The organism is Massilia sp. Root351 (assembly GCF_001425045.1).
Taxonomy (GTDB): domain Bacteria; phylum Pseudomonadota; class Gammaproteobacteria; order Burkholderiales; family Burkholderiaceae_D; genus Rugamonas.
The window spans coordinates 250,125-273,660 of the sequence record NZ_LMDJ01000003.1; the positions used below are offsets into that span (position 1 = coordinate 250,125).

23 protein-coding genes are annotated in these 23,536 nt (G+C 66.8%); 16 read left to right on the plus strand and 7 right to left on the minus strand.

Features of this window, described 5'->3' with window-relative positions; all coding sequences use genetic code 11:
• The first annotated feature begins 34 nt into the window (after nt 1-34).
• Nucleotides 35-928 carry a transcriptional regulator GcvA gene (gene gcvA / locus ASD15_RS07455; protein WP_057154195.1) on the plus strand — a complete coding sequence of 298 codons (894 nt, stop codon included), beginning with the start codon at nt 35-37 and terminating at the stop codon, nt 926-928.
• Nucleotides 929-933: 5 nt separating this feature from the next.
• Here gcvA and ASD15_RS07460 read toward each other — a convergent pair whose 3' ends face one another.
• The 4 genes from ASD15_RS07460 to ASD15_RS07475 all read right to left on the minus strand — a co-directional run bounded on the left by ASD15_RS07460 (nt 934) and on the right by ASD15_RS07475 (nt 3,799).
• Nucleotides 934-1,212: a DUF493 family protein gene (locus ASD15_RS07460; RefSeq protein ID WP_057154196.1), complete on the minus strand. Its 279-nt coding sequence runs from the start codon at nt 1,210-1,212 to the stop codon at nt 934-936.
• Nucleotides 1,213-1,283: 71 nt separating this feature from the next.
• The gene (locus tag ASD15_RS07465) at nt 1,284-2,054 is read right to left on the minus strand and encodes a hypothetical protein (RefSeq protein WP_057154197.1); all 771 of its coding nucleotides are present in this window, start codon (nt 2,052-2,054) and stop codon (nt 1,284-1,286) included.
• 49 nt (nt 2,055-2,103) lie between these two features.
• A complete protein-coding gene (locus tag ASD15_RS07470) occupies nt 2,104-2,868 on the minus strand; it encodes a DUF2491 family protein (RefSeq protein ID WP_229418103.1) in 765 nt (254 codons plus the stop codon).
• Between the two features lie 19 nt (nt 2,869-2,887).
• Nucleotides 2,888-3,799: a hypothetical protein gene (locus ASD15_RS07475; RefSeq protein WP_157200851.1), complete on the minus strand. Its 912-nt coding sequence runs from the start codon at nt 3,797-3,799 to the stop codon at nt 2,888-2,890.
• An 82-nt stretch (nt 3,800-3,881) separates the two neighbouring features.
• Here ASD15_RS07475 and ASD15_RS07480 point away from each other — a divergent pair, with 82 nt between their 5' ends.
• Nucleotides 3,882-4,367 (plus strand): phage regulatory CII family protein, encoded by a 486-nt coding sequence (locus ASD15_RS07480; protein ID WP_057154200.1) that lies wholly within the window; start codon nt 3,882-3,884, stop codon nt 4,365-4,367.
• A gap of 201 nt (nt 4,368-4,568) precedes the next feature.
• Here the strand turns inward: ASD15_RS07480 and ASD15_RS07485 are convergent, their stop codons facing one another.
• Entirely contained in the window at nt 4,569-6,485 is a 1,917-nt protein-coding gene (locus ASD15_RS07485) for a DUF6600 domain-containing protein (protein ID WP_057154201.1), read from the minus strand.
• 123 nt (nt 6,486-6,608) lie between these two features.
• A complete protein-coding gene (locus ASD15_RS07490) occupies nt 6,609-7,262 on the minus strand; it encodes a LysE family transporter (RefSeq protein ID WP_057154202.1) in 654 nt (217 codons plus the stop codon).
• A gap of 187 nt (nt 7,263-7,449) precedes the next feature.
• Between ASD15_RS07490 and ASD15_RS07495 the strand changes: the two genes are divergently transcribed.
• Together ASD15_RS07495 and yiaA are read left to right on the plus strand one after the other, a co-directional pair.
• Nucleotides 7,450-8,397, plus strand: coding sequence for a DUF808 domain-containing protein (locus ASD15_RS07495; RefSeq protein ID WP_057154203.1), 948 nt, complete (start codon nt 7,450-7,452; stop codon nt 8,395-8,397).
• 62 nt (nt 8,398-8,459) lie between these two features.
• Nucleotides 8,460-8,885: an inner membrane protein YiaA gene (gene yiaA, locus ASD15_RS07500; RefSeq protein WP_057154204.1), complete on the plus strand. Its 426-nt coding sequence runs from the start codon at nt 8,460-8,462 to the stop codon at nt 8,883-8,885.
• A gap of 21 nt (nt 8,886-8,906) precedes the next feature.
• Here yiaA and ASD15_RS07505 read toward each other — a convergent pair whose 3' ends face one another.
• On the minus strand, nt 8,907-9,242 hold the full coding sequence (locus ASD15_RS07505) for a TfoX/Sxy family protein (protein ID WP_057154205.1): 336 nt from the start codon (nt 9,240-9,242) through the stop codon (nt 8,907-8,909).
• A gap of 121 nt (nt 9,243-9,363) precedes the next feature.
• Here ASD15_RS07505 and ASD15_RS07510 point away from each other — a divergent pair, with 121 nt between their 5' ends.
• The 12 genes from ASD15_RS07510 (at nt 9,364) to ccoG (ending at nt 23,521) form a co-directional block, all read left to right on the plus strand.
• A complete protein-coding gene (locus ASD15_RS07510) occupies nt 9,364-11,487 on the plus strand; it encodes an EAL domain-containing protein (RefSeq protein WP_057154206.1) in 2,124 nt (707 codons plus the stop codon).
• A gap of 43 nt (nt 11,488-11,530) precedes the next feature.
• Entirely contained in the window at nt 11,531-11,998 is a 468-nt protein-coding gene (locus ASD15_RS07515; protein ID WP_057154207.1) for a MarR family winged helix-turn-helix transcriptional regulator, read from the plus strand.
• Nucleotides 11,999-12,112: 114 nt separating this feature from the next.
• A complete protein-coding gene (locus tag ASD15_RS07520) occupies nt 12,113-13,777 on the plus strand; it encodes a PAS domain-containing methyl-accepting chemotaxis protein (protein ID WP_057154208.1) in 1,665 nt (554 codons plus the stop codon).
• A 14-nt stretch (nt 13,778-13,791) separates the two neighbouring features.
• Nucleotides 13,792-15,303: an oxygen-independent coproporphyrinogen III oxidase gene (gene hemN, locus ASD15_RS07525; RefSeq protein ID WP_082551672.1), complete on the plus strand. Its 1,512-nt coding sequence runs from the start codon at nt 13,792-13,794 to the stop codon at nt 15,301-15,303.
• A gap of 7 nt (nt 15,304-15,310) precedes the next feature.
• Nucleotides 15,311-16,189: a sulfite exporter TauE/SafE family protein gene (locus ASD15_RS07530; RefSeq protein WP_057154209.1), complete on the plus strand. Its 879-nt coding sequence runs from the start codon at nt 15,311-15,313 to the stop codon at nt 16,187-16,189.
• On the plus strand, nt 16,186-18,720 hold the full coding sequence (locus tag ASD15_RS07535; protein WP_082551652.1) for a heavy metal translocating P-type ATPase: 2,535 nt from the start codon (nt 16,186-16,188) through the stop codon (nt 18,718-18,720). The genes ASD15_RS07530 and ASD15_RS07535 overlap by 4 nt, the downstream gene beginning before the upstream one ends.
• A gap of 10 nt (nt 18,721-18,730) precedes the next feature.
• Complete coding sequence (gene ccoS / locus ASD15_RS07540; RefSeq protein WP_057154210.1) at nt 18,731-18,874, plus strand: cbb3-type cytochrome oxidase assembly protein CcoS; 144 nt, start codon at nt 18,731-18,733, stop codon at nt 18,872-18,874.
• Nucleotides 18,875-18,976: 102 nt separating this feature from the next.
• Nucleotides 18,977-20,395: a cytochrome-c oxidase, cbb3-type subunit I gene (gene ccoN / locus ASD15_RS07545; RefSeq protein ID WP_057154328.1), complete on the plus strand. Its 1,419-nt coding sequence runs from the start codon at nt 18,977-18,979 to the stop codon at nt 20,393-20,395.
• Nucleotides 20,396-20,425: 30 nt separating this feature from the next.
• Nucleotides 20,426-21,040, plus strand: a complete 615-nt coding sequence (gene ccoO, locus ASD15_RS07550; protein WP_057154211.1) for a cytochrome-c oxidase, cbb3-type subunit II — start codon at nt 20,426-20,428, stop codon at nt 21,038-21,040.
• Nucleotide 21,041: 1 nt separating this feature from the next.
• The gene (locus tag ASD15_RS07555) at nt 21,042-21,200 is read left to right on the plus strand and encodes a CcoQ/FixQ family Cbb3-type cytochrome c oxidase assembly chaperone (protein ID WP_057154212.1); all 159 of its coding nucleotides are present in this window, start codon (nt 21,042-21,044) and stop codon (nt 21,198-21,200) included.
• A complete protein-coding gene (gene ccoP / locus ASD15_RS07560) occupies nt 21,193-22,161 on the plus strand; it encodes a cytochrome-c oxidase, cbb3-type subunit III (RefSeq protein ID WP_057154213.1) in 969 nt (322 codons plus the stop codon). The genes ASD15_RS07555 and ccoP overlap by 8 nt, the downstream gene beginning before the upstream one ends.
• Nucleotides 22,136-23,521, plus strand: a complete 1,386-nt coding sequence (gene ccoG / locus ASD15_RS07565; protein ID WP_057154214.1) for a cytochrome c oxidase accessory protein CcoG — start codon at nt 22,136-22,138, stop codon at nt 23,519-23,521. The genes ccoP and ccoG overlap by 26 nt, the downstream gene beginning before the upstream one ends.
• Nucleotides 23,522-23,536 lie beyond the last annotated feature (15 nt).

The following is a 23,536-nucleotide window of genomic DNA, read 5'->3' on the forward strand; positions in this document are numbered from 1 at the left end:
TCACATAAAAACCGTCCATCGAGTTCACACAGCCATGCGCCTGCCCACCTTCCAGCAACTGCGCGCTTTCGAGGCGGCGGCCCGGCATGAGAATTTCTCGCGCGCGGCCGACGAGCTGCACCTGACCCATGGCGCCATCAGCCACCAGGTGCGCGCGCTGGAACAGGAACTGGGCACGCCGCTGTTCGTGCGCAACGGCCGCCACGTGAAGGTGACGCCGGACGCGCTGAAGTTCGCGCAGCTGCTGGCCAGGGCGTTCGGCGACATCGCCGCCGGGGCCGACGCGCTGCGGCCCGGCCAGGGCACCCAGCGCCTCACGGTGTCGGCCATTCCATCCTTCGCGGCGCGCTGGCTGGCGCCACGGCTGGGCCATTTCATCGAGCGCCATCCCAATGTGGAGGTATTGCTGCAGGCCAGCGGCCACATGCAGGACCTGGAGCGGGAAGCCATCGACGTGGGCATCCGCTTTGGACGCGGGCAGTACCCGGGCATGGTGGTGGACCGGCTGATGGGCGACATCTACTATCCGGCTGTGAGTCCTCACTACCGGGGCGGGACGCTGCCGGCCACGCCGGCCGACCTGGCGCAAGCCACCTTGCTGCGCTCCAACGAGCCGTGGCTGCCCTGGTTCCGCGCGGCCGGGCTGGAGCTGCCGGAGCCTGCCGGCGGCGTGATGTTCGAGGATTTGTCGATGCTGATACGCTCGGCCGTCGATGGCGACGGCGTGGCGCTGGTGCGGCACGTGGTGGCGATGCAGGAGATTGCGTCGGGCCAGCTGGTGCGGCTGTTCGATATTGCCGCGCCCAGTCCGCACGATTACTACTTTGTCAGTCCGCCGGGGGCGGCGGCCAAGCCGCAGGTGCGGGCCTTCCGCGCGTGGATGCTGGCGGAGATGGCGGCGTTCACCGCGCAGCTCCAGCACAGCTAAGGCGCTTACATCACGATTTTGACCATCGGATGCGCCGACAGCTCGGTGTACAGCGCGTCCAGCTGCGGACGGCTGGTGGCGCGCACGGTCACCGTCAGGCCGGTGTAGTTGCCCTTGGCCGACGGACGCTCTTCCATCTTGCCCTTGTGAAAGGTCGGATCGTGCTTGATCACAAGCTCCAGGATGGTGGGAGCGAAGTCGATATGCGTCGGACCCATCACCTTGATGGGGAAATCGCTCGGGTATTCGATGAGGGACTCGCCCGGGGGGATCGCTGTTGCCATGATAATTCCAGAAAATGAATGCCAGCCGATATTGTAACGCGGTCACAATATCGGCGGCATGCATGGCCGGATTACGCCGCGGCGGTTTTGCCGGACAGGCGCTGCAGGCGGGCCAGGGCGGACTCGCCGCCGGCCGCGCCCGGATTGCTGACGGACTTGCGGATGGCGTCCAGCTCGGCGGCCTGGTCGATCGGTCGCTGGCCGATGTCGGCCACGATCTTCATGCCGGCCGCTTCATTGCTGACGGACTGGGCGCGGCGGGTCAGCGCATTCAGCGCGCTGGAGTTGCCTTGCAGGCCTTTCAGGCCGTTGAGCTGCTCCTGGCGCTCGGCGCGCACTTGCTGCAGGTCGCGCTGGGCGTTGGCTTGCGCCAGCGCTTGCAGCGCCTTCTTGGCGGCGGCGTCGAAGTCGGCCAGCTGCTGCGACAGCGCGTCGACGATCTTCTGCAGCTCGTTCATGTATTCCTCGGCGTCGGCCTGCTCCTGGATTTCCAGCGGCAGGCGGGCCTTGTTCGACTCCAGCTCGTCGCAGAACAGGTTGATGGTCGCTTCCGAGATGCGGCCCGAGGCCAGGCGCTCGCCCAGCGTTTCGGCGGCCTTTTCGTCGTTGGCGATCAGCTCTTGCAGCTTGACCACGTCCGCGTGCTCCTTTTCGAAGGAGGAACGGGCCGACGCCAGCTTCTGGGCCGTGGCGCGCAAGGTGTCGGCCAGGCGGTCGCGGTCAGCCTCGGTCGCCGTTTCGGGATCGAAATTGGCAATCGCTTCGGAGACGCGGTCGCCCAGGGCGCCGAAGTGTTTGGTGATCAGACGCGCGGTTAAACCCCAGCCATTCGAAGTGCTCATGTTGTGCTTCCTTTCAGTAAGTTGAAACTGCCTGTGCGTGCCGCCGTCCTCACTGGATGACGAGACGTTCCTGCTCAACCGGTATGCCGATGACAAAATCGACATGGATACCGCGTTTCCCTGCGTCGCCGTTCACGCTGCGGAGGATCTCCGTGCTGATCAGCAAAAACTCCTTGCCTGCGCCGTTCAGCTGGCGCACATAGGGCATCAAATACATTTCCTGCTGCAAGCCGCCCATGCCGCCGGCGTCGTCGATGCGGGTTTCAGTGCCCTTGAACGGCGCCACGAATTCCGCGTCCGGATCGCCCGCGTCGCGCAGGTATTCCAGGCCCTCCTCGCCACCGAAGGCCAGGTCCAGGTCTTGCGGGTCCAGGCCGTAGCCGTCCAACTGGGCGCGCCACAGGGTGTAGCTGGCGTCGCCCAGGCCGTAGCCGGCTTCGCCGGTATAGGCTTCCTGGTCCTCGGCGGTTTGCGGGATCACCCGCGCCAGCTGGGTGCAGTACAGGATCTCGGCCACCTGGCCCTGCTCGTTCACATACACTTGCAGAAACTTCTCATCGTCGGCGTCGTCGCCCTTGTCCAGGTAGTAGCGGTACAGCTTGCCGGACAGGTTGAGCTTGATGCGCGAGACGGCCAGGATGCGTGTGTCGCTGCCGTTCGGCATGCGGATCAGCGAACCGGCGGTGCTGGCGCGCAGCAGTGGCGACTGCTGCAGGCTGAGCACGCTGCCGATGCGCGCACCCAGCGGCAGTTGCTGGTCCGCCGGCGCCTCGGCCAGGCCGCGCTTGGTGGCCGCGCCACGCACATAATCCATTGCATCTTTCCAACCCATCTCAATCTCCCAAAGAATAGTTACGGCCGGCTTTCGGCTTCGTCAGGCGGCCGCGCAGCAAGCGCCAGCCGACGTAGCCCAGGCCGATGATCATGGCCCAGCCTAACCAGCCCAGGCCGCCCGATTCCTTGCGCTGCGGCTTGGCTTGCTCGGCCTGCACCGCATCCATCCCGGTGGCGCTGCCGGTTGCAGCGGCGCCGGCCGTTTCCGCTGCGGGGCCAGCCGGGGCGGCCGGGTCCACCGGGCCCAGCGCGCCGATGTCGGCCGGCACATTGCCCGGTACCGGCGCCGGCGCCTGCGTGCGGTTGGCATGGGCCGGACCGCTCAGGATGGAACCGAGCACCACGCCCGCCGCTGCGGCGCCGGCGGTCGCCAGGCGGCCGTTGCGGTCATAGCCCCGGCTGTCGTAACCGCGGTTGTCGTAGCCGCTCCGGTCATAGCCCCGGTTGTCGTAGCCCCGGTTGTCGTAGCCGCGATTGTCATAGCGCGGCGCCTGCTGGCCGTACTGCGGCGACTGCTGCTGCTGCGGCTGGCGCGGCATGACCGGGTCCAGCGGCGGCAGGGTGCGCTGCTGCGCTTCGCGGGCGGCGCGCCGGCTGTCCATGGTGCGCAGCGCGTTTTCTTCGGCCTGGCGACGCGTCATGTCCTGCGACATGGCCGACTGGTTGCGCGAACCCGCCGCGCTGTCCGGCGCCCGGCGCGCCGAGCCGAACGAGCCGAACGAGGTATTGCCGCTGCGGGCGCTGTCGGCCTTGTTAGAATTGCTACTTCTTGCAGGGCTGCTCTTTTGCGACGAGAATCCGCTCTTGAACGAGCCGGAGCTCTTGGCCGGGCGCGTATCGGCATACGCGCCGTTCATGGCCAGCGTCATCGACAAAACCAGCGCTATCGTAGTGCGGAGAGACTTCTTCATTGCCCCAACCTCAAAGTTGAATGATTAACAGCATAATGTTGATGCTTCATAAAAGCATCGGTAAAAAAGGACGCGCTTCACCATGACCCGCAAATACTCTGATATGAATCAACACGACGCGCTTTACACCGTGGCCCGGGGCTATCCCGGCGGCATAGAGGCATTGTCGCAATGCATGGGTATTTCCGTGAACGTATTACGTAACAAATTGTCACCCACGATTGCCTCGCACTACCCCTCGTTCGAAGAGGTCTCGGCCATCATAGAACTGTGCCAGAAAGCGGGGGTGAAAGACGCCCTGCTGCCCCTGCATGCCCTGCTGACGCGGCACGGCATGGCTGCGTTCGTCGTGCCGCTGCCCGAGAAAGTGGCGCAGGACGACCTGTCGCAAACCGTGTGCCGGGTGATGAGCCAGGTGGGTGACGTCGCCGAGGCCGTTTCACAATCTTTATTAGATGGCAAGATTACACCATCCGAGGCGGATCTGATAGAGCGCGAGTTTCACGACGCGCTGTCGGCGCTGGGGGAATGGCGGGCGCGGATACGCAATTTGGCAGGCGGAAAGTAAGACGGTAAAAAAAGAGCCGGCTGGGAGGGCCGGCTCGAACACTATTTTTAATTGGGAAAAGAAAAATAGTCGGGAACTTTTGACTGGCTCCACTGTATGAAAACGGGAGCCAGGCTGCCATCGGAATGTGATGAACTGCATAAATCGCGCCCTGGACGCGCGAAATCCCGGACTGAAATGCAGTGCGTTCCCGCCCTGTCCCTATTCACGCATCTTGCCGCGCTCGTCCTTGTCGTTGCGGTAGCGGCGGCCGCTGTTGTCGTCGCGCTGCTGTGGCGGCTGCGGCGCCTGCATCTGCGGCCGGGGCGCGGGCTGCGCTTGCGGCTGAGGCTGAGGTTGCGGCTGGGCTTGCTGTGGCGGCGCCCGGAACACCGGCGCTTCACGCTGCTCGCGCTGCTCACGTTGCTCGCGCTGCACCCGTTCCCGCTGCTCGCGCATGCGCTGCTCGGCGCCGTCGTCGCGCTGGCGGAACTGGGCGGCCGGCTGCGGCGCGGCTTGCGCCGGCTGCGCAAACGGGTGCTGCGGCTGCGGCTGCGGCTGCGGCTGCTGAGCCTGGATGGACTGGCGATTCCAGCGCTGGCCCCCTTCGCGGCGCTCGCGGTCGTCATTCTGCTCCCGCTCGCGCACCATGCGCGCGCGGCGCTCGTCGTCCCCGTTACGGTCGGCCGTCTGCGGACGCGGCGTGACGATCGGCGCGGCAGGCGCGGTAAACTGCTGCTGCGGTTGCTGAGCCTGCTGCTGCGGAGCAGCGGCGGGGGGCTGCGCAAACGGCTGGCTGATGCTGTTCCTCGGCTGGCGCACGAAGCCGTCGCCCCGCTCGCGCCGGGTTTCAATCACGCGGCCCGGCGTCACCGCGCCCGGCGTCATGCGGGTCAGCGGCAGCGGCGCGGTCGAGATCGGCACATTGCGGGCGTCGTTGGGCGCCAGAGAAATGCGCGGCGCCTTGTTGACGTTGACGGTGCGGCGCGCATCGAACTGGTCGCGCGGCAGCACGGTCACGCCTTCGCGGCGCACTTCGCGCTGCGGCTTCCAGCGCACACTGTTCTGGTGGTGCCAGCCCAGGCGCCGCTCGTGCTCGGCCGATACCCGGTAGTAGGGCACGAAGCGGTCGCGCGGGGTCAGCGGATACCAGCCCACGCCGGGGCCGTTATGCCGGTTGGCGAACGCCACGCTCCAGTTGCTGCCGCCCACCCAGCCCACCAGCGCCGGCGCCCACACCGGGCGCGACGTGAAGCGGCCCGGCGCCCAGTACCAGCGCGTGTCCAGCATCACCCAGCGGCCATAGTGCGAGGGCGCGTAGCCCCAAGGGGCGTCGTCGACCCAGGTCCAGCCCCACGGGTCCAGCCAGGTCCAGCGGCCGTCGCGGTAGGGCGCCCAGCCCAGCGGCACCGAGCGCGGCGACCACAGCGGGCCGTACTCGTCGCTGTCGCGCCAGCTGCCGTGCTGGTCCAGCTCCTCGTAGCCGGTGACGTCGGCCGTCAGGTAGCGCAGCGACTGGGAATTCTCGTCGCGCTGGTCGCGCGCCATCACCCATTCGTCGAAACGGTCGCGCTGCGCCTGCCCGGTGCTGACCTGGTCGCCCTGCACCACCGCGCGCTTGCCGGCGCGCAGCGTCAATGCCGTGCCGCCGCCATCGACGCTGGCCACGCCCAGCAGCACGGACACCGTGCTGGTGTCCGGCTGGCGTTCGGTATCGACCCGCACCAGGCCGGGTTCCAGCAGGGTGACGCGGGCTTGCGGGGTGGTCAGCTCAAAGTCGCCCAGCATTTCGCCGCTGCGCAGGCGCACGCTGGCGGTGCCGTAATTCAGGCGCAGGCGCAGGCTGTCGTCGTCCAGCGCTTCCACTTCCAGGCTGGAATCGCCGTCCATGCGGATGGCTGCCGAACCGATGCGAAATTCCAGGCGGGAACCACGGGCGGCGGTGATGCGGGTGCCGCTGGCCACCGGCCAGTTCACCAGGCTGCCGCTGGCTTCTTCGCCGTCGGCCTCGACCGTCACCTGGCCCTCGGCGCTGGAAATGCGGCCCACGCGGCCGGGCGGATCGTCGTCCGCCAGCGCCAGCGAGCTGACGGCAACCAGCGCAGTCAGCAGGATGATGTGTACAAGTTTGCGGCCCATGGCGGCACTCCAATAGGTGATTGGTACTGATGGACTCATTTAACGCCGCATTTGCGTTTCCGGCGACGCCGGTTACAAATGTTTTCACATTGTAGAACGCGGCTACATCCTCAGGCGCGGTGCTCAGGCGTGGGAACCGCCGCGTTTGACGAAGAACAGCGCGGCGCCCACCGCCATCAGCAGGCCGCCGAACACGCGGTTCTGGCGCTTGACGGCGCGCGCGTCGCGGAAGAAGCGCTGCATGGAGGCGGCCAGGAAAGCGTAGCTGTGCATCACCACCAGGTCGATGGTGCACATGGTGGCGGCCAGGATCAGCAGCTGCGGCAGCAGCGGATGCTCTTGCGAAATGAACTGCGGCAGCACCGCCACCATGAAGATGATGCCCTTGGGATTGGTGGCATTGGTGAGGAAACCGGTCAGCACGCGCTTTTGCAGCGACGGCAGCTCGGCCCTGGCCGGCGCACCGCGATCGGCGCCGGCCGGCGCCGCCTGCACCTTGGCGCGCCACTGGCTGAAGCCAAGCCAGATCAGGTACAGCGCGCCCACCGTCTTGACCACGTTGAAGGCCAGCTCCGAAGCGAGCAGCAGCGAGCCGACGCCGGCGCCGGCTATGGCCAGCACCAGCAGCAGGCCCGCCTGCAGGCCCAGGATGGTGCCGCTGGCCTTGCGCACGCCATACGACAGGCCGTGCGACATCGACAGCACCGCGCCGGAGCCGGGCGAGACGGCAATGATGGAGGCGGCGATAACGAAAGTGATCCAGGTGCTGAAGGCCATGCTGAGGGTTCCGGTGCGGGTTTGTTGAGCGGCCATTGTAGCGCGGGCAGCACGCGCTTGCGTCAACTCATGCCTGGCGGCAGTTGCTTATGATGTAAGATTAGCGCTGCTTCCACTTATTTCCCACGCACCATGAAAAAACACGCTCCCGCCCGCCTGTCCACCGCTGTCCGGGGAGGCCGCTGAGATGGCCGGCACCAGTCTGCTGGCCCTGATTGACGACATCACCACCATCCTTGATGACGTCGCCGCCATGAGCAAGGTCGCCGCCAAGAAAACTGCCGGCGTGCTGGGCGACGACCTGGCCCTGAACGCCCAGCAGGTGGCCGGCGTGAACGCCGACCGCGAACTGCCGGTGGTGTGGGCGGTGGCCATCGGCTCCATGAAGAACAAGGCCATCCTGGTGCCTGCCGCGCTGGCCATCAGCGCGTTCGCGCCCTGGGCCATCACGCCGCTGCTGATGCTGGGCGGCGCCTACCTGTGCTTCGAAGGCTTTGAAAAGATCGCCCACAAATACCTGCACAGCGAGCACGAGGACGAGCAGCACCACGCCGAGCTGGTGGCCGCCGTGGCCAATCCCGACGTGGACATGGTGGCGCTGGAGAAAGACAAGATCAAGGGCGCCATCCGCACCGACTTCATCCTGTCGGCCGAGATCATCGTGATCGCGCTGGGCACGGTGGCCAATGCGCCGTTCTCGCAGCAGGTGGCGGTGCTGGCCAGCATCGCGGTGGCGATGACGGTGGGCGTGTACGGCATCGTGGCGGCCATCGTCAAGATGGATGACGCCGGCCTGTACCTGACGCAGCGCCCCGGCGCCAGCGGCTTCACGCGCGGCCTGGGCCGCTTCCTGCTGGCGGCGGCCCCCAAGCTGATGAAGTTCCTGTCGGTGGCCGGCACGCTGGCCATGTTCATGGTGGGCGGCGGCATCCTGACGCACGGCATTCCCGCCGCGCACGACGTGATCCACCACGCGGCCGAGTTCGTCGGTTCCGCGCCCGGCCTGGGCGGCGTGCTGCAGGCGGTCACGCCGTCGCTGCTGGACGCCGTCGCCGGCGTGATCGCCGGCGCGCTGGTGCTGGTGGGCGTGATGGCGGCCGGCCGATTCTTGCGCTTGTTCAAGCGCTCGCATTGACATTTCTGGTTTGATAGCAGTTCGGGCGCCAGCCGGCGCCCGGCCATAAGAATGGAGAGAGCATGAACAAGAACACGCCGCAACGCCCGACCGCCGCCTTCGTGGGCGCCTCCTGGGCGGCCCTGCTGGTGGGCGCCGCCACCTATCTGACCGGGCTGTGGAACGCCACCATGCAGCTCAACGAGAAGGGCTATTACTTCACCTTGCTGGCCTACGGCCTGTTCGCCGCCGTGTCGCTGCAAAAGTCGGTGCGCGACCGCATGGAAGGCATCCCGGTCACCAATATGTATTTCGGCCTGTGCTGGATTTCGCTGCTGCTGGCCTTGCTGCTGCTGTCGGTGGGCCTGTTCAACGCCACGCTGGCGCCCAGCGAAAAAGGCTTCTACGCCATGTCTTTCGTGCTGAGCCTGTTTGCCGCCGTGGCGGTGCAGAAAAACGTGCGCGACAGCGCCGGCAGCAAGGACGAACCGCAGTCCGGCGAAGTGTGATGCAACACGGCTGCGCCCATGCTACGCAGCCGGCTTCTTCTTTTTGGGCGCCGGCAACGGCAGCGCGGCCGCCGTGCGCCGCGCCAGCTCCGCCAGCCATTCGCGGTCGTCCCACTGATCGCCCGGTATCACGTACCACGGCTTGGCCTGCGGATAAGGCTGCGCCTGCCGCGGCTCGCCTATCCAGGCGCGGCTGGCCGCCACCGGCTTGATGAACAGCTGGTCGTCGCACACCAGTGCGAACATCTTGCCGTCGCAGTAGAGCGCGTATTCGCCAAACATCTTGCGCGCCGCCAAGGTGCCCGCGCCCGCCATCTGGTCCACCAGAAAATCCACCGTGCCCTGCTGAGATGCCATCGCCGCTCCCTGGTCCGCGTTGCTTGTCTTGCCTCATTTGCTTTCCTATTATGCCAGCAGGGGCCGGAACTTTCCGCCGGCGCCCAAGTCACACCGAGACCAAGCACCGTGGAGGACAGCGATGACAGACCTGCAAAAACGCTTGCACATGGCGATGTCGGCAGCGCACATGGCAATCTGGGACTCCGTGTTGAAGGACGGGAAGGTTGCCGAGGGCATGGTGCACTGGTCGCCCGACGGCGCGGCGCTGCTGGGCCTGCCCGCACGCCAGTGCGAGCAGCCGTTCCGGGACTTCCTGGCATTCGTGCACCCGGACGACCGCGACCAGCTGTTCGAACGCATGCAGGACGCCGCCGACCGCTGCCGCGACTACGAGGTGGAGTACCGCGTGGTGTGGCAGGACGGCAGCGTGCACTGGCTGGCCGCGAAAGCCCACGCCGACTGCAGTCAACAGGGCGTGGCCGAGCGCACGCTGGGCATCGTCTGGGACATCACCGCGCGCAAGCTGCAGGAACTGGAAACGGCGGAACAAAAAGAACTGGCGGAAGTGACGCTGGCGTCGATCGGCGACGGCGTGGTCACCACCGACGCGAAAGGCAACACGCGCTTCCTGAACCGCGTGGCCGAGCAGCTGACCGGCTGGAGCCAGGACCTGGCCAGCGGCCTGCCGATCGAACAGACCATGAAGCTGGTGTACGACAGCCCGCAGCCGGGGGACCAGCAATTGCCGCAGGCGCTGCGCGCCGACCCGGTCAGCGCCCCCGAGCACGTGGCCACGCGCTGCCTGCGCCTGCGCCAGTCTATCGGGGTGAGCAACGGCACCCAGCTCATCACGCGGGACGGGCGTTCGATCGCCATCGAAGATTCGGCCTCGCCGATCTGGTCCGGCAATGGCGACATGCTGGGCACGGTGGTGGTGTTCCGCGACGTGAGCCACGAGCGCAAGCTGACCCAGCAGCTGTCCTGGTACGCCAGCCACGACACGCTGACCGGCCTGATGAACCGGCGCGAATTCGAACACCAGATCGCCGCCGCGCTGCACTCGGCCAAGCACGAGGGCCACACGCACGCGCTGCTGTACATCGACCTGGACCAGTTCAAGGTGGTCAACGACACCTGCGGCCACAGCGCCGGCGACGTGCTGCTGCAGCTCCTGGCCAAGATGCTGCAAACCCAGATGCGCGACAGCGACGTGCTGGCCCGGCTGGGCGGCGACGAGCTGGGCGTGCTGCTGCCGCACTGTCCGCCCAACCAGGCCATGCTGATCGCCGACCAGCTGCGCCAGTCGATCAAGAATTTCCGCTTCGTGTGGGACAGCCGCAGTTTCGAGATCGGCGCCAGCATCGGCCTGGTGGAGATCAACCACGACAGCAAGTCGATGACCGACCTGCTGATGGCGGCCGACCAGGCCTGCTACCTGGCCAAGGAGCAGGGCCGCAACCGGGTGCACCACTACATGGAGTCGGACTTGAAGCTGGCCCAGCGGCAAGGCGAGATGCAGTGGGTGTCGCGCCTGAACGAGGCTTTCGAGCACAACTACTTCCGCCTGTTCGCGCTGCCCATCGTGCACCTGGGCACGCACGACGAGGAGCACGACGAGGTGCTGATCCGCATCCAGAACAACAAGGGCGACCTGATCCTGCCGGGCGCCTTCATCCCGGCCGCCGAGCGCTACGACCTGATGGTGGCGATCGACCGCTGGGTGATACGCGCGGTGTGCGACTATGTGCGCAGCGAGCGGGGGGCGCAGCGCTCGAACGGCACGCTGTACTCGGTCAACCTGTCCGGCACCTCGCTCAACGACGAGGGGCTGCACGACTACATCCTGGCGCAGTTCGCCGAGTTCGGCGTCGATCCGACGCGCATCTGCTTCGAAATCACGGAAACGGCCGCCATTGCCAACCTGCCCAAGGCGCAGGTGTTCATGTCGCGCCTGAAAGCCCTGGGCTGCCGCTTCTCGCTGGACGACTTCGGCAGCGGCCTGTCCTCGTTCGCCTACCTGAAGGCGCTGCCGGTGGACTACCTGAAGATCGACGGCATGTTCATCCGCGACATCAAGAGCAACGCCATCAACTGCGCGCTGGTCAAAGCCATCAATGAAGTGGGCCACGTGATGGGCATGCTGACCGTGGCCGAGTACGTGGAGGACGAGGAAACCCTCAGCCTGGTGCGCGGCCTCGGGGTCGATTATGCCCAGGGGCACGCGGTGGGAATGCCGCGGCCGATGTTAAGCAGCACCGATTAGATCGCATACGATGTATAATGGGAACTCTCAACCAGGAGTTCCCATGGACACGTCCGCCCCCGCTGCACCCGACGCCGCCAAGCTGCCGCTGGCGGACTACCTGTGCTTTGCCATCTATTCGGCCAACCTGGCCTTCGGCAAGGCGTACAAGCCCATCCTCGACGAGCTGGGCCTGACGTACACGCAGTACATCACCATCATCGCGCTGTCCGAGCAGGATGGCCAGACCGTCAGCGGCCTGGGCGAGAAGCTGTTCCTGGAATCGAACACGCTGACGCCCATCCTGAAGAAGCTGGAAGCCCAGGGCTACCTGACGCGGCGGCGCGACGCGGCCGACGAGCGCCAGGTGCTGGTCAGCCTGACCGACGCGGGCCAGCAACTGCGCCGCAAGGCCTCCGAGGGCAAAAACCTGTTCCAGGCCTGCGGCCTGTCGGCCCAGGAATTTCCGAAAATGCAAAAAAGCGTGGTGGCGCTGCGCGACAACCTGCTGAGATCGCTGCCCGAGAAATGAAGCGCGCGCAATCCGGGCATTTTTGATCTACATCAATAAAATTGCCCGCCGCACTCCTTACACTGGCTGCATGTCTTGCGATAGAGCAAGCAAACAGCCCGCAGGAGAGCACAGATGCGCACCAATTTACCCGTCACCAACCGTGAAGTCGAGATTGCAGAAGACCAGGCCATCGTCTCGAAGACTGATCTGAATGGCAATATTGTCTACGTCAATCCCTACTTCGTGCAGGTCAGCGGCTTTAGCGAACAGGAACTGATCGGCGCGCCGCAGAATATCGTGCGCCATCCCGACATGCCGCCGCAAGCCTTCGCCGACCTGTGGAGCTCGATCCGCAGCGGCACGCCGTGGACCGGGCTGGTGAAAAACCGCTGCAAGAACGGCGACTACTATTGGGTCAAGGCCAATATCACGCCGATCCGCGAAAACGGCCAGACCCTGGGCTATATGTCGGTGCGCACCAAGGCCTCGAACGAGCAGGTGCGGGCCGCCGAGCAGGCTTACCGCCAGATCCGCGAAGGCGGCAAGACGGCCGGCATCGTCATCAAGAACGGCCAGCTGATCCACCCCGGCGTGGGCAACCTGCTGTCGCGCCTGGGCCATTTCTCGCTGGCCGCGCGCATCTGGGCCGCCACCAGCGGCGTCAACACGCTGCTGCTGTTCGTCTGCCTGGCCAGCCTGTTCGGCGACGGCAGTTCCGGGCTGACCCGCTACACCATCTTCGGTGCCACCTTCATCGGCCTGCTGGTCAATGTGTTCCTGTGGTACACCCTGCGCACCAGCGTGCTGCAGCCGCTGGGCAAGGCGCTGGACGGCGCGCGCGCCATCGCCGCGGGCGACCTGTCCGGGTCCTTCGACACCAGCGCCACCGACGAGGTGGGCCAGCTGCTGCGCGCCTTGCAACAGATGAACAGCAACCTGATCGCCACCATCCGCGACGTGCGCGTCAACGTGGAAACCATGGCCGTGGCCACGCGCCAGATCGCCGCCGGCAACGCCGACCTGTCCGGCCGCACCGAAGCGCAGGCCGCCAGCCTGGAAGAAACCGCGTCCAGCATCGAGGAGTTCGCCTCGACCGTGAAGCAGAACGCCGAGAATTCGGTGCAGGCCAACGAACTGGCGCTGGCCGCCTCCAGCGTGGCGGTGGAAGGCGGCGAGATCGTCGCCGACGTGATCGCCACCATGGACGACATCAACGCGTCCTCGCGCAAAATCGTCGACATCATCGCCCTGATCGAAGGCATCGCCTTCCAGACCAATATCCTGGCGCTGAACGCGGCGGTCGAGGCGGCCCGCGCCGGCGAACAGGGACGCGGCTTCGCCGTGGTGGCGGGCGAGGTGCGCAACCTGGCGCAGCGCTCGTCGGTGGCGGCCAAGGACATCAAGCACCTGATCGACGTCTCGGTGGGCAAGGTCAGCGCCGGCATGACGCAGGTGCACCGCGCCGGCGCCACCATGGAACAGGTGGTCAGCTCGGTCAAGCAGGTCACGGCCATCATGCACGAGATCTCGGTGGCCTCGCGCGAACAGAGCATCGGCGTGGACCAGGTGAACCAGGCCATTGCCCATATGGACCAGGTGACGCAGCAGAACGCGGCGCTGGTGGAGGAAGCGGCGGCGGCGGCCAACAGCCTGGCGGTGGAAGCGGGCGGCCTGTCGCAGGCGGTCAGCCTGTTCAAGTTCGGCAAGCGCGCGCTGCCGCCGCAGCGCGGCAAAGTGAGCCCGATCCGCAGCAGCGGCAAGGGCAAAGACAGCGGCGCCAAGCGCCTGGCTGCGTGAAAGCGGTGACGGCCATGACCCAGGAAATCTTCGGCGCCGCCGGCGCCACCGCTGCGTCCAGCACTGGCGATGCAGCCCAGCCGCTGCGCTTCGACCCCGCCACCATCCGCCGCCTGAGCACCTCCGGCCCGCGCTACACGTCCTACCCGACCGCCGACCGCTTCAGCGCCGACTTCGGCTACGGCAGCTACCTGGAAGCGGTGGCCGGCCTGAAGATGCGCGGCGGCGGGCGCGGCCCGCTGTCGCTGTACGTGCACGTGCCGTTCTGCGACACGGTGTGCTACTACTGCGGCTGCAACAAGATCGTCACCAAGGACCGCAGCAAGGCGGCCACCTACCTGAGCTACCTGAAGCAGGAAATCGGCATGCAGGGCAAGCTGTTCTCCGGCATGAACCAGCTCGGCCAGCTGCATTTCGGCGGCGGCACGCCGACCTACCTGAGCGACCGCCAGATGGAAGAGCTGATGGCCCACCTGCGCAAGAACTTCGAGTTCGCGCCGGACGAAGAGGGCGAGTACTCGATCGAGATCGATCCGCGCACCGTGTCGCGCGAACGGGTGCATTCGCTGCGCCAGCAGGGCTTCAACCGCGTCAGCCTGGGCGTGCAGGATTTCGACCCGGACGTGCAAAAGGCGGTCAACCGCATCCAGCCCGAAGCGGAAACGCTGGCCGTGATGCAGGCCGCGCGCGACGCCGGCTTCCGCTCCATCAGCATCGACCTGATCTACGGCCTGCCCAAGCAGACGCTGGACAGCATGCGCCAGACCATGGCGAAAGTGATCGCCGCCAGCCCGGACCGGATTTCGCTGTACAACTACGCGCACCTGCCGCACCTGTTCAAGCCGCAGCGCCGCATCCTCGAAGCCGACCTGCCGCCGGCCGACGTGAAGCTGGACATGCTGGCGCTGTGCATCCGTGAACTGACGGCGGCCGGCTACGTGTACATCGGCATGGACCATTTCGCCAAGCCCGGCGACGACCTGGCCGTGGCCCAGCGCCAGGGTCGGCTGCACCGCAACTTCCAGGGCTATTCCACGCACGCGGAAGCGGACCTGGTGGCGGTGGGCGTGTCGGCCATCAGCTCGGTGGGCAATACCTACAGCCAGAACGAGAAAACGCTGGAGGCCTACTACGAGAAGCTGGACCAGGGCGTGCTGCCGGTGGCGCGCGGCATCAAGCTCAATACCGACGACCTGCTGCGCCGCATCATCATCCAAAAGCTGATGTGCAGCTTCGAGCTGTCGATCGCTTCCATCGAGATGGCCTACCCGCTGCGCTTCGCGGAGTACTTCGCCGGCGAGCTGGCGCAGCTGCGCGCGCTGGAGGAGGACGGGCTGATCGCCATCGACAGCGAGTGGCTGTCGGTAACGCTGAAGGGCCGCCTGCTGGTGCGCAATATCTGCATGGTGTTCGACCGCTATCTCGGCATGCCGCGTGCGCAGGACGACGCCGCTTGCGCATCCGCCGCCGGCGCTGCCTCCGCCGCCTCCACAACGCAGCCGCTGCGCTACTCGAAAACGATCTGAGAACGCCATGGACGGGGTCAATCTGCTGCCGGTGTTCCTGGTCGGCCTGGCCGGCAGCGTGCATTGCATAGGCATGTGCGGCGGCATCGTCGGCGCGCTGTCGGCCGCGCCCGGCGCCGCCAAGGCAGCCGGGCGGGTGATCCCCATCGCCGCCGCTCCAGCCCCGCTGCGGCTTGCCGCCCCCGCCATGCAGGCGATGCCCTGCACGCCCGCCGCGCAGCACGCGCCGGCAGCGGCAGTGGCCGGCGGCGCCGCGCTGCGCCTGCTGGCCTACAACACCGGCCGCATCGGCAGCTACATGCTGGCGGGCGCCATCGCCGGCGGCCTGGCGGGCGGCGCAGCCAGCCTGTCGAAGGCCGCATTCTGGCAGAACGCGGCCTTCCTGCTGGCCAACCTGATGCTGGTGGCGCTCGGGCTGTACCTGATGAACGCCTGGCGCGGCCTGTCCCGACTGGAGGCCGCCGGCGGCGCATTGTGGAAGCGCCTGCAGCCATTGCTGCGCCCCCTGCTGCCGATGGATAGCCCCGCCAAGGCGCTGGCGCTGGGCGGGCTGTGGGGCTGGGTGCCGTGCGCCATGGTCTACAGCGTGCTGCTGACCGCAGCGCTGAGCGGTTCGGCCGCGCGCGGCGCGGCAGTGATGCTCGCTTTCGGACTCGGCACCCTGCCCATGCTGGCAGCCCTTGGCGCGCTGGGCCTGCAGGTGCGCCAGCTGCTGCAGCGGCGCGCCGCGCGCACCGCCTGCGGCCTGCTGGTCCTGGCGTTCGGCCTGCTGGGCCTGCTGCGCGCCAGCGGCGCCGCCGCGCCGCTGCTGCACGCGCTCGGCATGCCCGACGCCACGGCAGCCCACGGCTGGCTCGACGCGCTGTGCATAGGAACCCGGCCATGAACGACGGCCAGTACGCCTCCCGCGCAGCCCGCAGCGCCGCGCCAGCACCGTCGACGGCTGCGGCGCCGCACGGCACGCCTGCGCAATCCGACTGCTACCACTGCGGCCTGCCGCTGCCGCGCGGCGAGCGCTGGTCCGCCAGCATCGACGGTGTCGAACACGCCATGTGCTGCCCCGGTTGTGCCGCCGTCGCGCAAGCCATTGCCGACGCCGGGCAAGCCTCCTACTACAAGGACCGCACCGGCTACGCCGCCACCGCCGCGCAGGGGCAGCTGGTGCCGCCCGAACTGGCCCTGTACGACAACGCCGATCCGCGCTTCCGCGCGCGCGACGGCAGCACCGCCAACGCCGAAGCCACCCTGCTGGTGGAAGGCATCCGCTGCGCCGCCTGCGTGTGGCTGATAGAACGGCGCCTGATGCAGCTGCCCGGCGTGCAGCGCGCCAGCATGAACGTGGCCACCGAGCGCCTGCAAGTGCGCTGGGACAAAGACCGGTGCCGGCCTGCCGACATCCTGGGCGCGCTGCACGGCATCGGCTACCAGGCCTGGCCCTACGATGCCGCCCGCCACAGCAGGCAGCTGCAGCAGGCCGGCCGCACGCTGGGCCGCCAGCTGTTCGTCGCCGGCCTGTCCATGATGCAGGTGATGATGTACGTCGCCCCCGCCTACCTGGCCGACGACGGCACGCTGGACGCCGGCATGGCCGCGCTGATGCAATGGGCCAGCCTGCTGCTGACGCTGCCAGCCGTATGCTATTCGGCGCTGCCCTTCTTCCGCGGCGCCTGGAACAGCCTGCGCGCCCGCGCGCTGGGCATGGACGTGCCGGTGGCGCTGGGCATCGCCGCAGCCTTCGCGGCCAGCTGCATTGCCACCTGGCGCGGGCACGGCGACGTGTACTACGACTCGGTGACCATGTTCATCTTCCTGCTGCTGTGCAGCCGTTACCTGGAACTGGCGGCGCGGCGCAAGGCCAGCGCCGCGCTGGAACGCATGCAGCACGGGCTGCCGGCGTCGGCCTCGCATATGCCGGACTGGCCACTGGACCGCCGCGTCAGCACCGTGCCGGCAGCCGCGCTGCGCATCGGGCACCTGATCCACGTCAAGCCGGGCGAGACCTTCGCTGCAGACTGCGACATCGTGGAGGGCCATACCTCGGTCGACCTGTCGCTGCTGACCGGCGAGAGCGCGCCTCAGCACAGGGCGGTGGGCGCCGCGGTGCCCGGCGGAGCCATCAACGCCGGCAGCGCCGTGGTGGCCCGCGTGGTCAAGCCGGCCAGCGACAGCACGCTTTCCGGCCTGCTCAAGCTGATCGAGAACGCCGGCTCGGACAAGCCGCAGATCTCGCAGTGGGCCGACCGCGCCGCGTCGCGGTTCGTGGCCGCCCTGCTGCTGTTCGCGCTGGCCGCATTTGCCTGGTGGAGCTGGCACGACGCCGCACGCGCCTGGCCGATAGCGATCGCGGTGCTGGTGGTGTCCTGCCCGTGCGCGCTGTCGCTGGCCACCCCGTCGGCGCTGGCCGCCGCCACCGACCGCCTGCTCGGCAAAGGCATCCTGATCGTGCGGCCGCACGTGCTGGAAACGCTGCACCGCGCCACCCACGTGGTATTCGACAAGACCGGCACGCTCACGCTGGGCAAACCCACGGTGCAGCGCGTGGACCCGCTGGGCCACACCGCCGCCAGCGCCGCGCTGCAGGTGGCGGCCGCGCTGGAGGCCAACAGTGCGCACCCGATCGGCCGCGCCATCCTGGCGGCAGCGGGCGAAGCGGCCGTGATGGCGCGCTGGAACGCCGCCGACGTGCAGGAACTGCCGGGCCAGGGCCTGGAAGGCGTGGTGCAGGGTACCCGCTACCGCCTCGGCAACGCGGCCTTCGTGGCCGGCATCGCCGGCTCCGCCAAGCTGGCCGTCGCGGCCCTGCCGGACACCGCCGCCGATGGTGCCGAGGCCACGCCGGTGTACCTGGGCTGCGGCGGCGAGTGGATCGCGCGCTTCCTGCTGTGCGACGCGCTGCGGCCGGACGCGCAAGACACCGTCGACTACTTCCGCGCCCAGGGCAAGCAGCTGGTGCTGCTCAGCGGCGACAATGAGGCGATCACGCAGCAGGTCGCGCGCGGCCTGGGCATCGCGGCGGCGGGCGGCGAGTTCCTGCCGCAGCAAAAATTGGCGTTCGTGCAGGACTTGCAGCGCGATGGCGCGGTGGTGGCGATGGTGGGCGACGGCATCAACGACGCCGCAGTGCTCAGCGCCGCCGATGTCTCGTTTGCCATGGGCAGCGGCGCCGCGCTGGCGCAAGCCCACGCCGACACGGTGCTGATGAACGGCCAGCTCGGCGCAGTGGCCGACACCGCGCGCGCCGCCGCACACACCATGGCCGTGATACGCCAGAACCTGGCCTGGGCCACGCTGTACAACGTCACCGCCATTCCGGCCGCCGCGCTGGGCTACCTGAACCCCTGGCTGTCCGGCGCCGGCATGGCCATCAGTTCCGCCGTGGTGGTGCTCAATGCGCTGCGCCTGCGCGCGGAAAAATAGAGGAAATATCATGGAAGCCCTGTATCTGCTGGTCCCCTTGAGCGTGGCGCTGGTCTTCGGCGCGCTGTGGATCTTTTTCAAGGCGTCCGACAACGGCCAGTTCGACGACCTTGTCGGCCCCGCGCTACGCGTGCTGCAGGACGACGACAGCTAGCTCTTCCTCGTTCGGCCAATTTTGATCCACATCAAAGTTTTTTAGGCCCCACCCACGTAACCTTTGACTTACATCATCAAAGCGTTCTTGGGAGAACACAAAGTGGATCAAGCACAGTACAACTACAAGATCGTGAAGCAGTTCGCGATCGCCACGGTGGTCTGGGGCATCGTGGGCATGCTGGTCGGCGTCATCATCGCCGCGCAGCTGGCCTGGCCCAGCCTCAACCTCGACATCGCCTGGCTTACCTACGGACGCCTGCGTCCGCTGCACACCAACGCGGTGATTTTCGCGTTCGGCATCTCGGGCCTGTTCGCCACCTCCTACTACGTGGTGCAGCGCACCTGCCAGGTGCGGCTGTTCTCCGACAAGCTGGCCGCCTTCACCTTCTGGGGCTGGCAGGCGGTGATCCTGAGCGCGGTCGTCACGCTGCCGATGGGCCTCACGCGCGGCAAGGAATACGCCGAGCTGGAATGGCCCATCACCATCCTGATCGCGCTGGTGTGGATCGCCTACGCCATCGTGTTCTTCGGCACCGTCATCAAGCGCAAGGTGGAACACATCTACGTGGCCAACTGGTTCTTCGGCGGCTACATCCTGGCCGTGACGCTGCTGCACGTGGTGAACGGCATGAGCATGCCGGCAACGTTGACCAAATCCTACTCGATGTACACCGGCGTGCAGGACGCCATGATCCAGTGGTGGTACGGCCACAACGCGGTGGGCTTCATCCTGACCGCCGGCTACCTGGGCATGGTGTACTACTTCATTCCAAAGCAGGCCGAGCGTCCCGTGTATTCGTACCGCCTGTCCATCGTCCACTTCTGGGCGCTGATCTTCACCTACATGTGGGCCGGCCCGCACCACCTGCACTACACCGCGCTGCCCGACTGGACCCAGTCGCTGGGCATGGTGTTCTCGCTGATCCTGCTGGCGCCGTCGTGGGGCGGCATGATCAACGGCATGATGACGCTGTCCGGCGCATGGCACAAGCTGCGCACCGACCCTATCCTGAAATTCATGATCGTCTCGCTGTCGTTCTACGGCATGGCCACCTTCGAAGGCCCGATGATGTCGATCAAGACCGTCAACGCACTGTCGCACTACACCGACTGGGGCATCGCCCACGTCCACGGCGGCGCCCTGGGCTGGGTCGGCTTCATCACCATGGGCTCGATCTACTACCTGCTGCCGCGCCTGGCCGGCCAGAAGCAGATGTGGAGCGTCAAGCTGATCGACCTGCACTTCTGGGTCGCCACCATCGGCATCGTGCTGTACATCGCCGCGATGTGGATCGCCGGCGTGATGCAGGGCCTGATGTGGCGCGCGGTGAACCCGGACGGCACGCTGACCTACACCTTCGTCGAGAGCGTGAAAGCCACCTACCCCTACTACGTGGTGCGCTTCACCGGCGGCCTGCTGTACCTGGGCGGCATGTGCCTGATGGGCTACAACACCTGGATGACGCTGCGCGGCCGCGCCCCGGTTACGGCCCGCATCCCCGAACTGAAAGCCGCCTGATTTCAGCGCAATGACAACGGAGTTAAGAACATGAAATTTTCGCATGAATGGATAGAGAAGAACCCCTGGCTGCTGATCGTGCTGGTGACGCTGGTGGTGTCGGTCGGCGGCGCGGTGGAGATCGTACCGCTGTTCTTCCAGAAATCGACCACCGAACCGGTGGCGGGCCTGAAGCCGTATAGCCCGCTGCGCCTGGCGGGCCGCGACGTGTACGTGCGCGAAGGCTGCTACAACTGCCACTCGCAGATGGTGCGCCCGTTCCGCGCCGAGACCGAACGCTATGGCCACTATTCCGTGGCCGGCGAATTCGTCTACGACCGTCCCTTCCAGTGGGGCTCCAAGCGCACCGGCCCGGACCTGGCGCGCGTAGGCGGCCGCTATAGCGACGAATGGCACAAGACCCACCTGGCCAACCCGCGCGACGTGGTGCCGGAATCGAATATGCCGAACTACCCGTGGCTGGCCAAGGCCGCGCTGAAACCGGCCGACATCGTGCCGCGCCTGCGCGCGCTGCAGCGCCTGGGCGACCCGTACTCGGACGCCGAGATCGCCGCCGCTCCGGCCGAACTGGAAGGCAAGACCGAGGAAGACGCCCTGATCGCCTACCTGCAAGGCCTGGGCACCCAGATCAAGACGAGGAACTGACATGGAAAACCTGTTTGACAACGCCAGCCGCGTGATGACCGTCATCTCATTCATCACCTTCATGGGCATCGTTGCGTGGGCCTACGCGCGCCGCAACCAGGCCGGCTTTGCGCAAGCCGCGCAACTGCCATTCGCCGACGAGGAGAAAGACCATGTCTGACTTCACCAGCGGTTTCTGGAACTACTACATTGTGACGCTCACGCTGCTCGGCGTGTTCGGCTGCGCGGTGCTGCTCTGGTCGCAGTCCAAGCACAAGGTCAAGGCGCTCAAGGATGTGAACGCGCCGGTGGGCACCACCGGCCATATCTGGGACGAGGACCTGACGGAACTGAATACGCCGATGCCGCGCTGGTGGATGTGGCTGTTCTACATCACCATCGTGTTCGGCCTGGCCTACCTGTTCCTGTATCCCGGCCTGGGCGACTACGCCGGCAAGCTGGGCTGGCAGTCCAGCGGCCAGTACACCAAGGAGCTGAAGCTGGCCGAGGCGGAGTACGGCCCGCTGTTCAACCAGTACCTGAAGCAGGAGGTGCAGGCGGTGGCGGCCGATCCGAAGGCGCAGGCCATTGGCGAACGCCTGTTCCTGACCTATTGCGCCCAGTGCCACGGCTCCGACGCGCGCGGCAACAAGGGCTTCCCCAACCTGACCGACAAGGACTGGCTGTACGGCGGCGCGCCGGACGTCATCAAGACCACCATCATGAACGGCCGCCACGGCGTGATGCCGCCGATGGGCGCGGCGCTCGGGTCGGACAAGGACGTGGAGAACGTGGCGCACTATGTGCTGAGCCTGTCCGGCGGCGCGGCCGACCCGATCAAGGTGGTGTTCGGCAAGAACAAGTTCAACGCCTGCATGGGCTGCCATACCGGCGCCGGCACCGGCAACCAGGCGCTGGGCGCGCCCAACCTGGCGGACAAGGTGTGGCTGTACGGCGGCAGCGCCGAGACCATCATGGAAACCATCCGCAAGGGCCGCAACAACACCATGCCGGCCTTCGCGGACTTCCTCGGCGAAGGCAAGGTGCACGTGCTGGCCGCCTACGTGTGGGGCTTGTCGAACCAACCGGCCGTAGCCAAGGCTGAAAGCAGCGAGCATGAACGCGCCGGAACAAGTCATTAAGATGTACGCGGCCCGCGAGGAGATCTATCCTCGCGAGACCAAGGGCCGCTACGCCAGCCTGCGCTGGGTGTTTGTCTGGCTCACGCAGCTGGCCTTCTACGGCACCCCGTGGCTGACGTGGAACGGCCGCCAGGCCCTGCTGTTCGACCTGGCCTCGCGCAAGTTCTACATCTTCGGCCTGGTGCTGTGGCCGCAGGACTTCATCTACCTGGCGGCGTTGCTGATCATCTGCGCCTACCTGCTGTTCCTGGCCACCGCCATCGCGGGGCGGGTGTGGTGCGGCTTCGCCTGCCCGCAGACCGTGTACACCGAGATCTTCCTGTGGATAGAGCGCAAGTTCGAAGGCACGCGCAGCGCGCGCATGCGGCTGGCCAAGGAGGGCGCCACCTTCAACAAGGCCTGGCGCAAGGGCGGCAAGCACCTGGCCTGGGGCGCGGTGGCGCTGTGGACCGGCTACACCTTCGTGGGCTATTTCACGCCCATCAAGTCGCTGGCGCAGGAAGCGCTGACCTTGAGCTTCGGACCATGGGAATGGTTCTGGGTGCTGTTCTACAGCCTGGCCACCTACGGCAACGCCGGCTGGCTGCGCGAGCAGGTGTGCAAGTACATGTGCCCCTATGCGCGCTTCCAGAGTTCGATGTTCGACCGCGACACGCTGATCATCACCTATGACGCCAAGCGCGGCGAGCCGCGCGGCCCGCTCGGCAAAGGCGGCGTGAAGGATGGCAACGGCTCCTGCATCGACTGCTCCATGTGCGTGCAGGTGTGCCCGGTGGGCATCGACATCCGCAAGGGCCTGCAGTACGAATGCATAGGCTGCGCGGCCTGCGTGGACGCCTGCAACAGCGTGATGGACAAGATCGGCCAGCCGCGCGGCCTGGTGCTCTACAGCACCGACCATGCGCTGGCCGAGCGCTACACGCCGAAGCAGATCCGCCAGCATGCGCTGCGCCCGCGCGTGCTGATCTACAGCGCCATCCTGCTGTTCATCATCGGCGCGGTCGGCGCCGCCCTGTGGCTGCGCACGCCGCTCAAGATGGACGTGATCCGCGACCGCGGCGCCATGGGCCGCGAAGTGGAGGACGGCATGATAGAGAACGTGTACCGGCTGCAGATCATGAACACCTCCGAGCAGGGACACCGCTACCGCATCAGCGTGTCCGGCCTGCCGTCGCTGGCGGTGGTGACGGACAACGAGGTGGAGCTGGCCGGCACGGAAACGCGCGCGGTGCCGATCCGCCTGCGCGCGGCCCACGGCGACGGCGCCAAGGGTTCGAACAAGATCGCCGTCGAGCTGACGGCGGTGGACGATCCGGCGCTGCGGGTGAAGGAAGAAGCGGTATTCATCGTGCCGCGATAACTGGATAACTTGAGG

Coding starts and splice junctions, on each gene's coding strand:
- gcvA (WP_057154195.1), top strand. CDS start 35: ATGCGCCTGCCCACCTTCCAGCAACTGCGCGCTTTCGAGGCGGCGGCC.
- ASD15_RS07460 (WP_057154196.1), bottom strand. CDS start 1,212: ATGGCAACAGCGATCCCCCCGGGCGAGTCCCTCATCGAATACCCGAGC.
- ASD15_RS07465 (WP_057154197.1), bottom strand. CDS start 2,054: ATGAGCACTTCGAATGGCTGGGGTTTAACCGCGCGTCTGATCACCAAA.
- ASD15_RS07470 (WP_229418103.1), bottom strand. CDS start 2,868: ATGGATTATGTGCGTGGCGCGGCCACCAAGCGCGGCCTGGCCGAGGCG.
- ASD15_RS07475 (WP_157200851.1), bottom strand. CDS start 3,799: ATGAAGAAGTCTCTCCGCACTACGATAGCGCTGGTTTTGTCGATGACG.
- ASD15_RS07480 (WP_057154200.1), top strand. CDS start 3,882: ATGACCCGCAAATACTCTGATATGAATCAACACGACGCGCTTTACACC.
- ASD15_RS07485 (WP_057154201.1), bottom strand. CDS start 6,485: ATGGGCCGCAAACTTGTACACATCATCCTGCTGACTGCGCTGGTTGCC.
- ASD15_RS07490 (WP_057154202.1), bottom strand. CDS start 7,262: ATGGCCTTCAGCACCTGGATCACTTTCGTTATCGCCGCCTCCATCATT.
- ASD15_RS07495 (WP_057154203.1), top strand. CDS start 7,450: ATGGCCGGCACCAGTCTGCTGGCCCTGATTGACGACATCACCACCATC.
- yiaA (WP_057154204.1), top strand. CDS start 8,460: ATGAACAAGAACACGCCGCAACGCCCGACCGCCGCCTTCGTGGGCGCC.
- ASD15_RS07505 (WP_057154205.1), bottom strand. CDS start 9,242: ATGGCATCTCAGCAGGGCACGGTGGATTTTCTGGTGGACCAGATGGCG.
- ASD15_RS07510 (WP_057154206.1), top strand. CDS start 9,364: ATGACAGACCTGCAAAAACGCTTGCACATGGCGATGTCGGCAGCGCAC.
- ASD15_RS07515 (WP_057154207.1), top strand. CDS start 11,531: ATGGACACGTCCGCCCCCGCTGCACCCGACGCCGCCAAGCTGCCGCTG.
- ASD15_RS07520 (WP_057154208.1), top strand. CDS start 12,113: ATGCGCACCAATTTACCCGTCACCAACCGTGAAGTCGAGATTGCAGAA.
- hemN (WP_082551672.1), top strand. CDS start 13,792: ATGACCCAGGAAATCTTCGGCGCCGCCGGCGCCACCGCTGCGTCCAGC.
- ASD15_RS07530 (WP_057154209.1), top strand. CDS start 15,311: ATGGACGGGGTCAATCTGCTGCCGGTGTTCCTGGTCGGCCTGGCCGGC.
- ASD15_RS07535 (WP_082551652.1), top strand. CDS start 16,186: ATGAACGACGGCCAGTACGCCTCCCGCGCAGCCCGCAGCGCCGCGCCA.
- ccoS (WP_057154210.1), top strand. CDS start 18,731: ATGGAAGCCCTGTATCTGCTGGTCCCCTTGAGCGTGGCGCTGGTCTTC.
- ccoO (WP_057154211.1), top strand. CDS start 20,426: ATGAAATTTTCGCATGAATGGATAGAGAAGAACCCCTGGCTGCTGATC.
- ASD15_RS07555 (WP_057154212.1), top strand. CDS start 21,042: ATGGAAAACCTGTTTGACAACGCCAGCCGCGTGATGACCGTCATCTCA.
- ccoP (WP_057154213.1), top strand. CDS start 21,193: ATGTCTGACTTCACCAGCGGTTTCTGGAACTACTACATTGTGACGCTC.
- ccoG (WP_057154214.1), top strand. CDS start 22,136: ATGAACGCGCCGGAACAAGTCATTAAGATGTACGCGGCCCGCGAGGAG.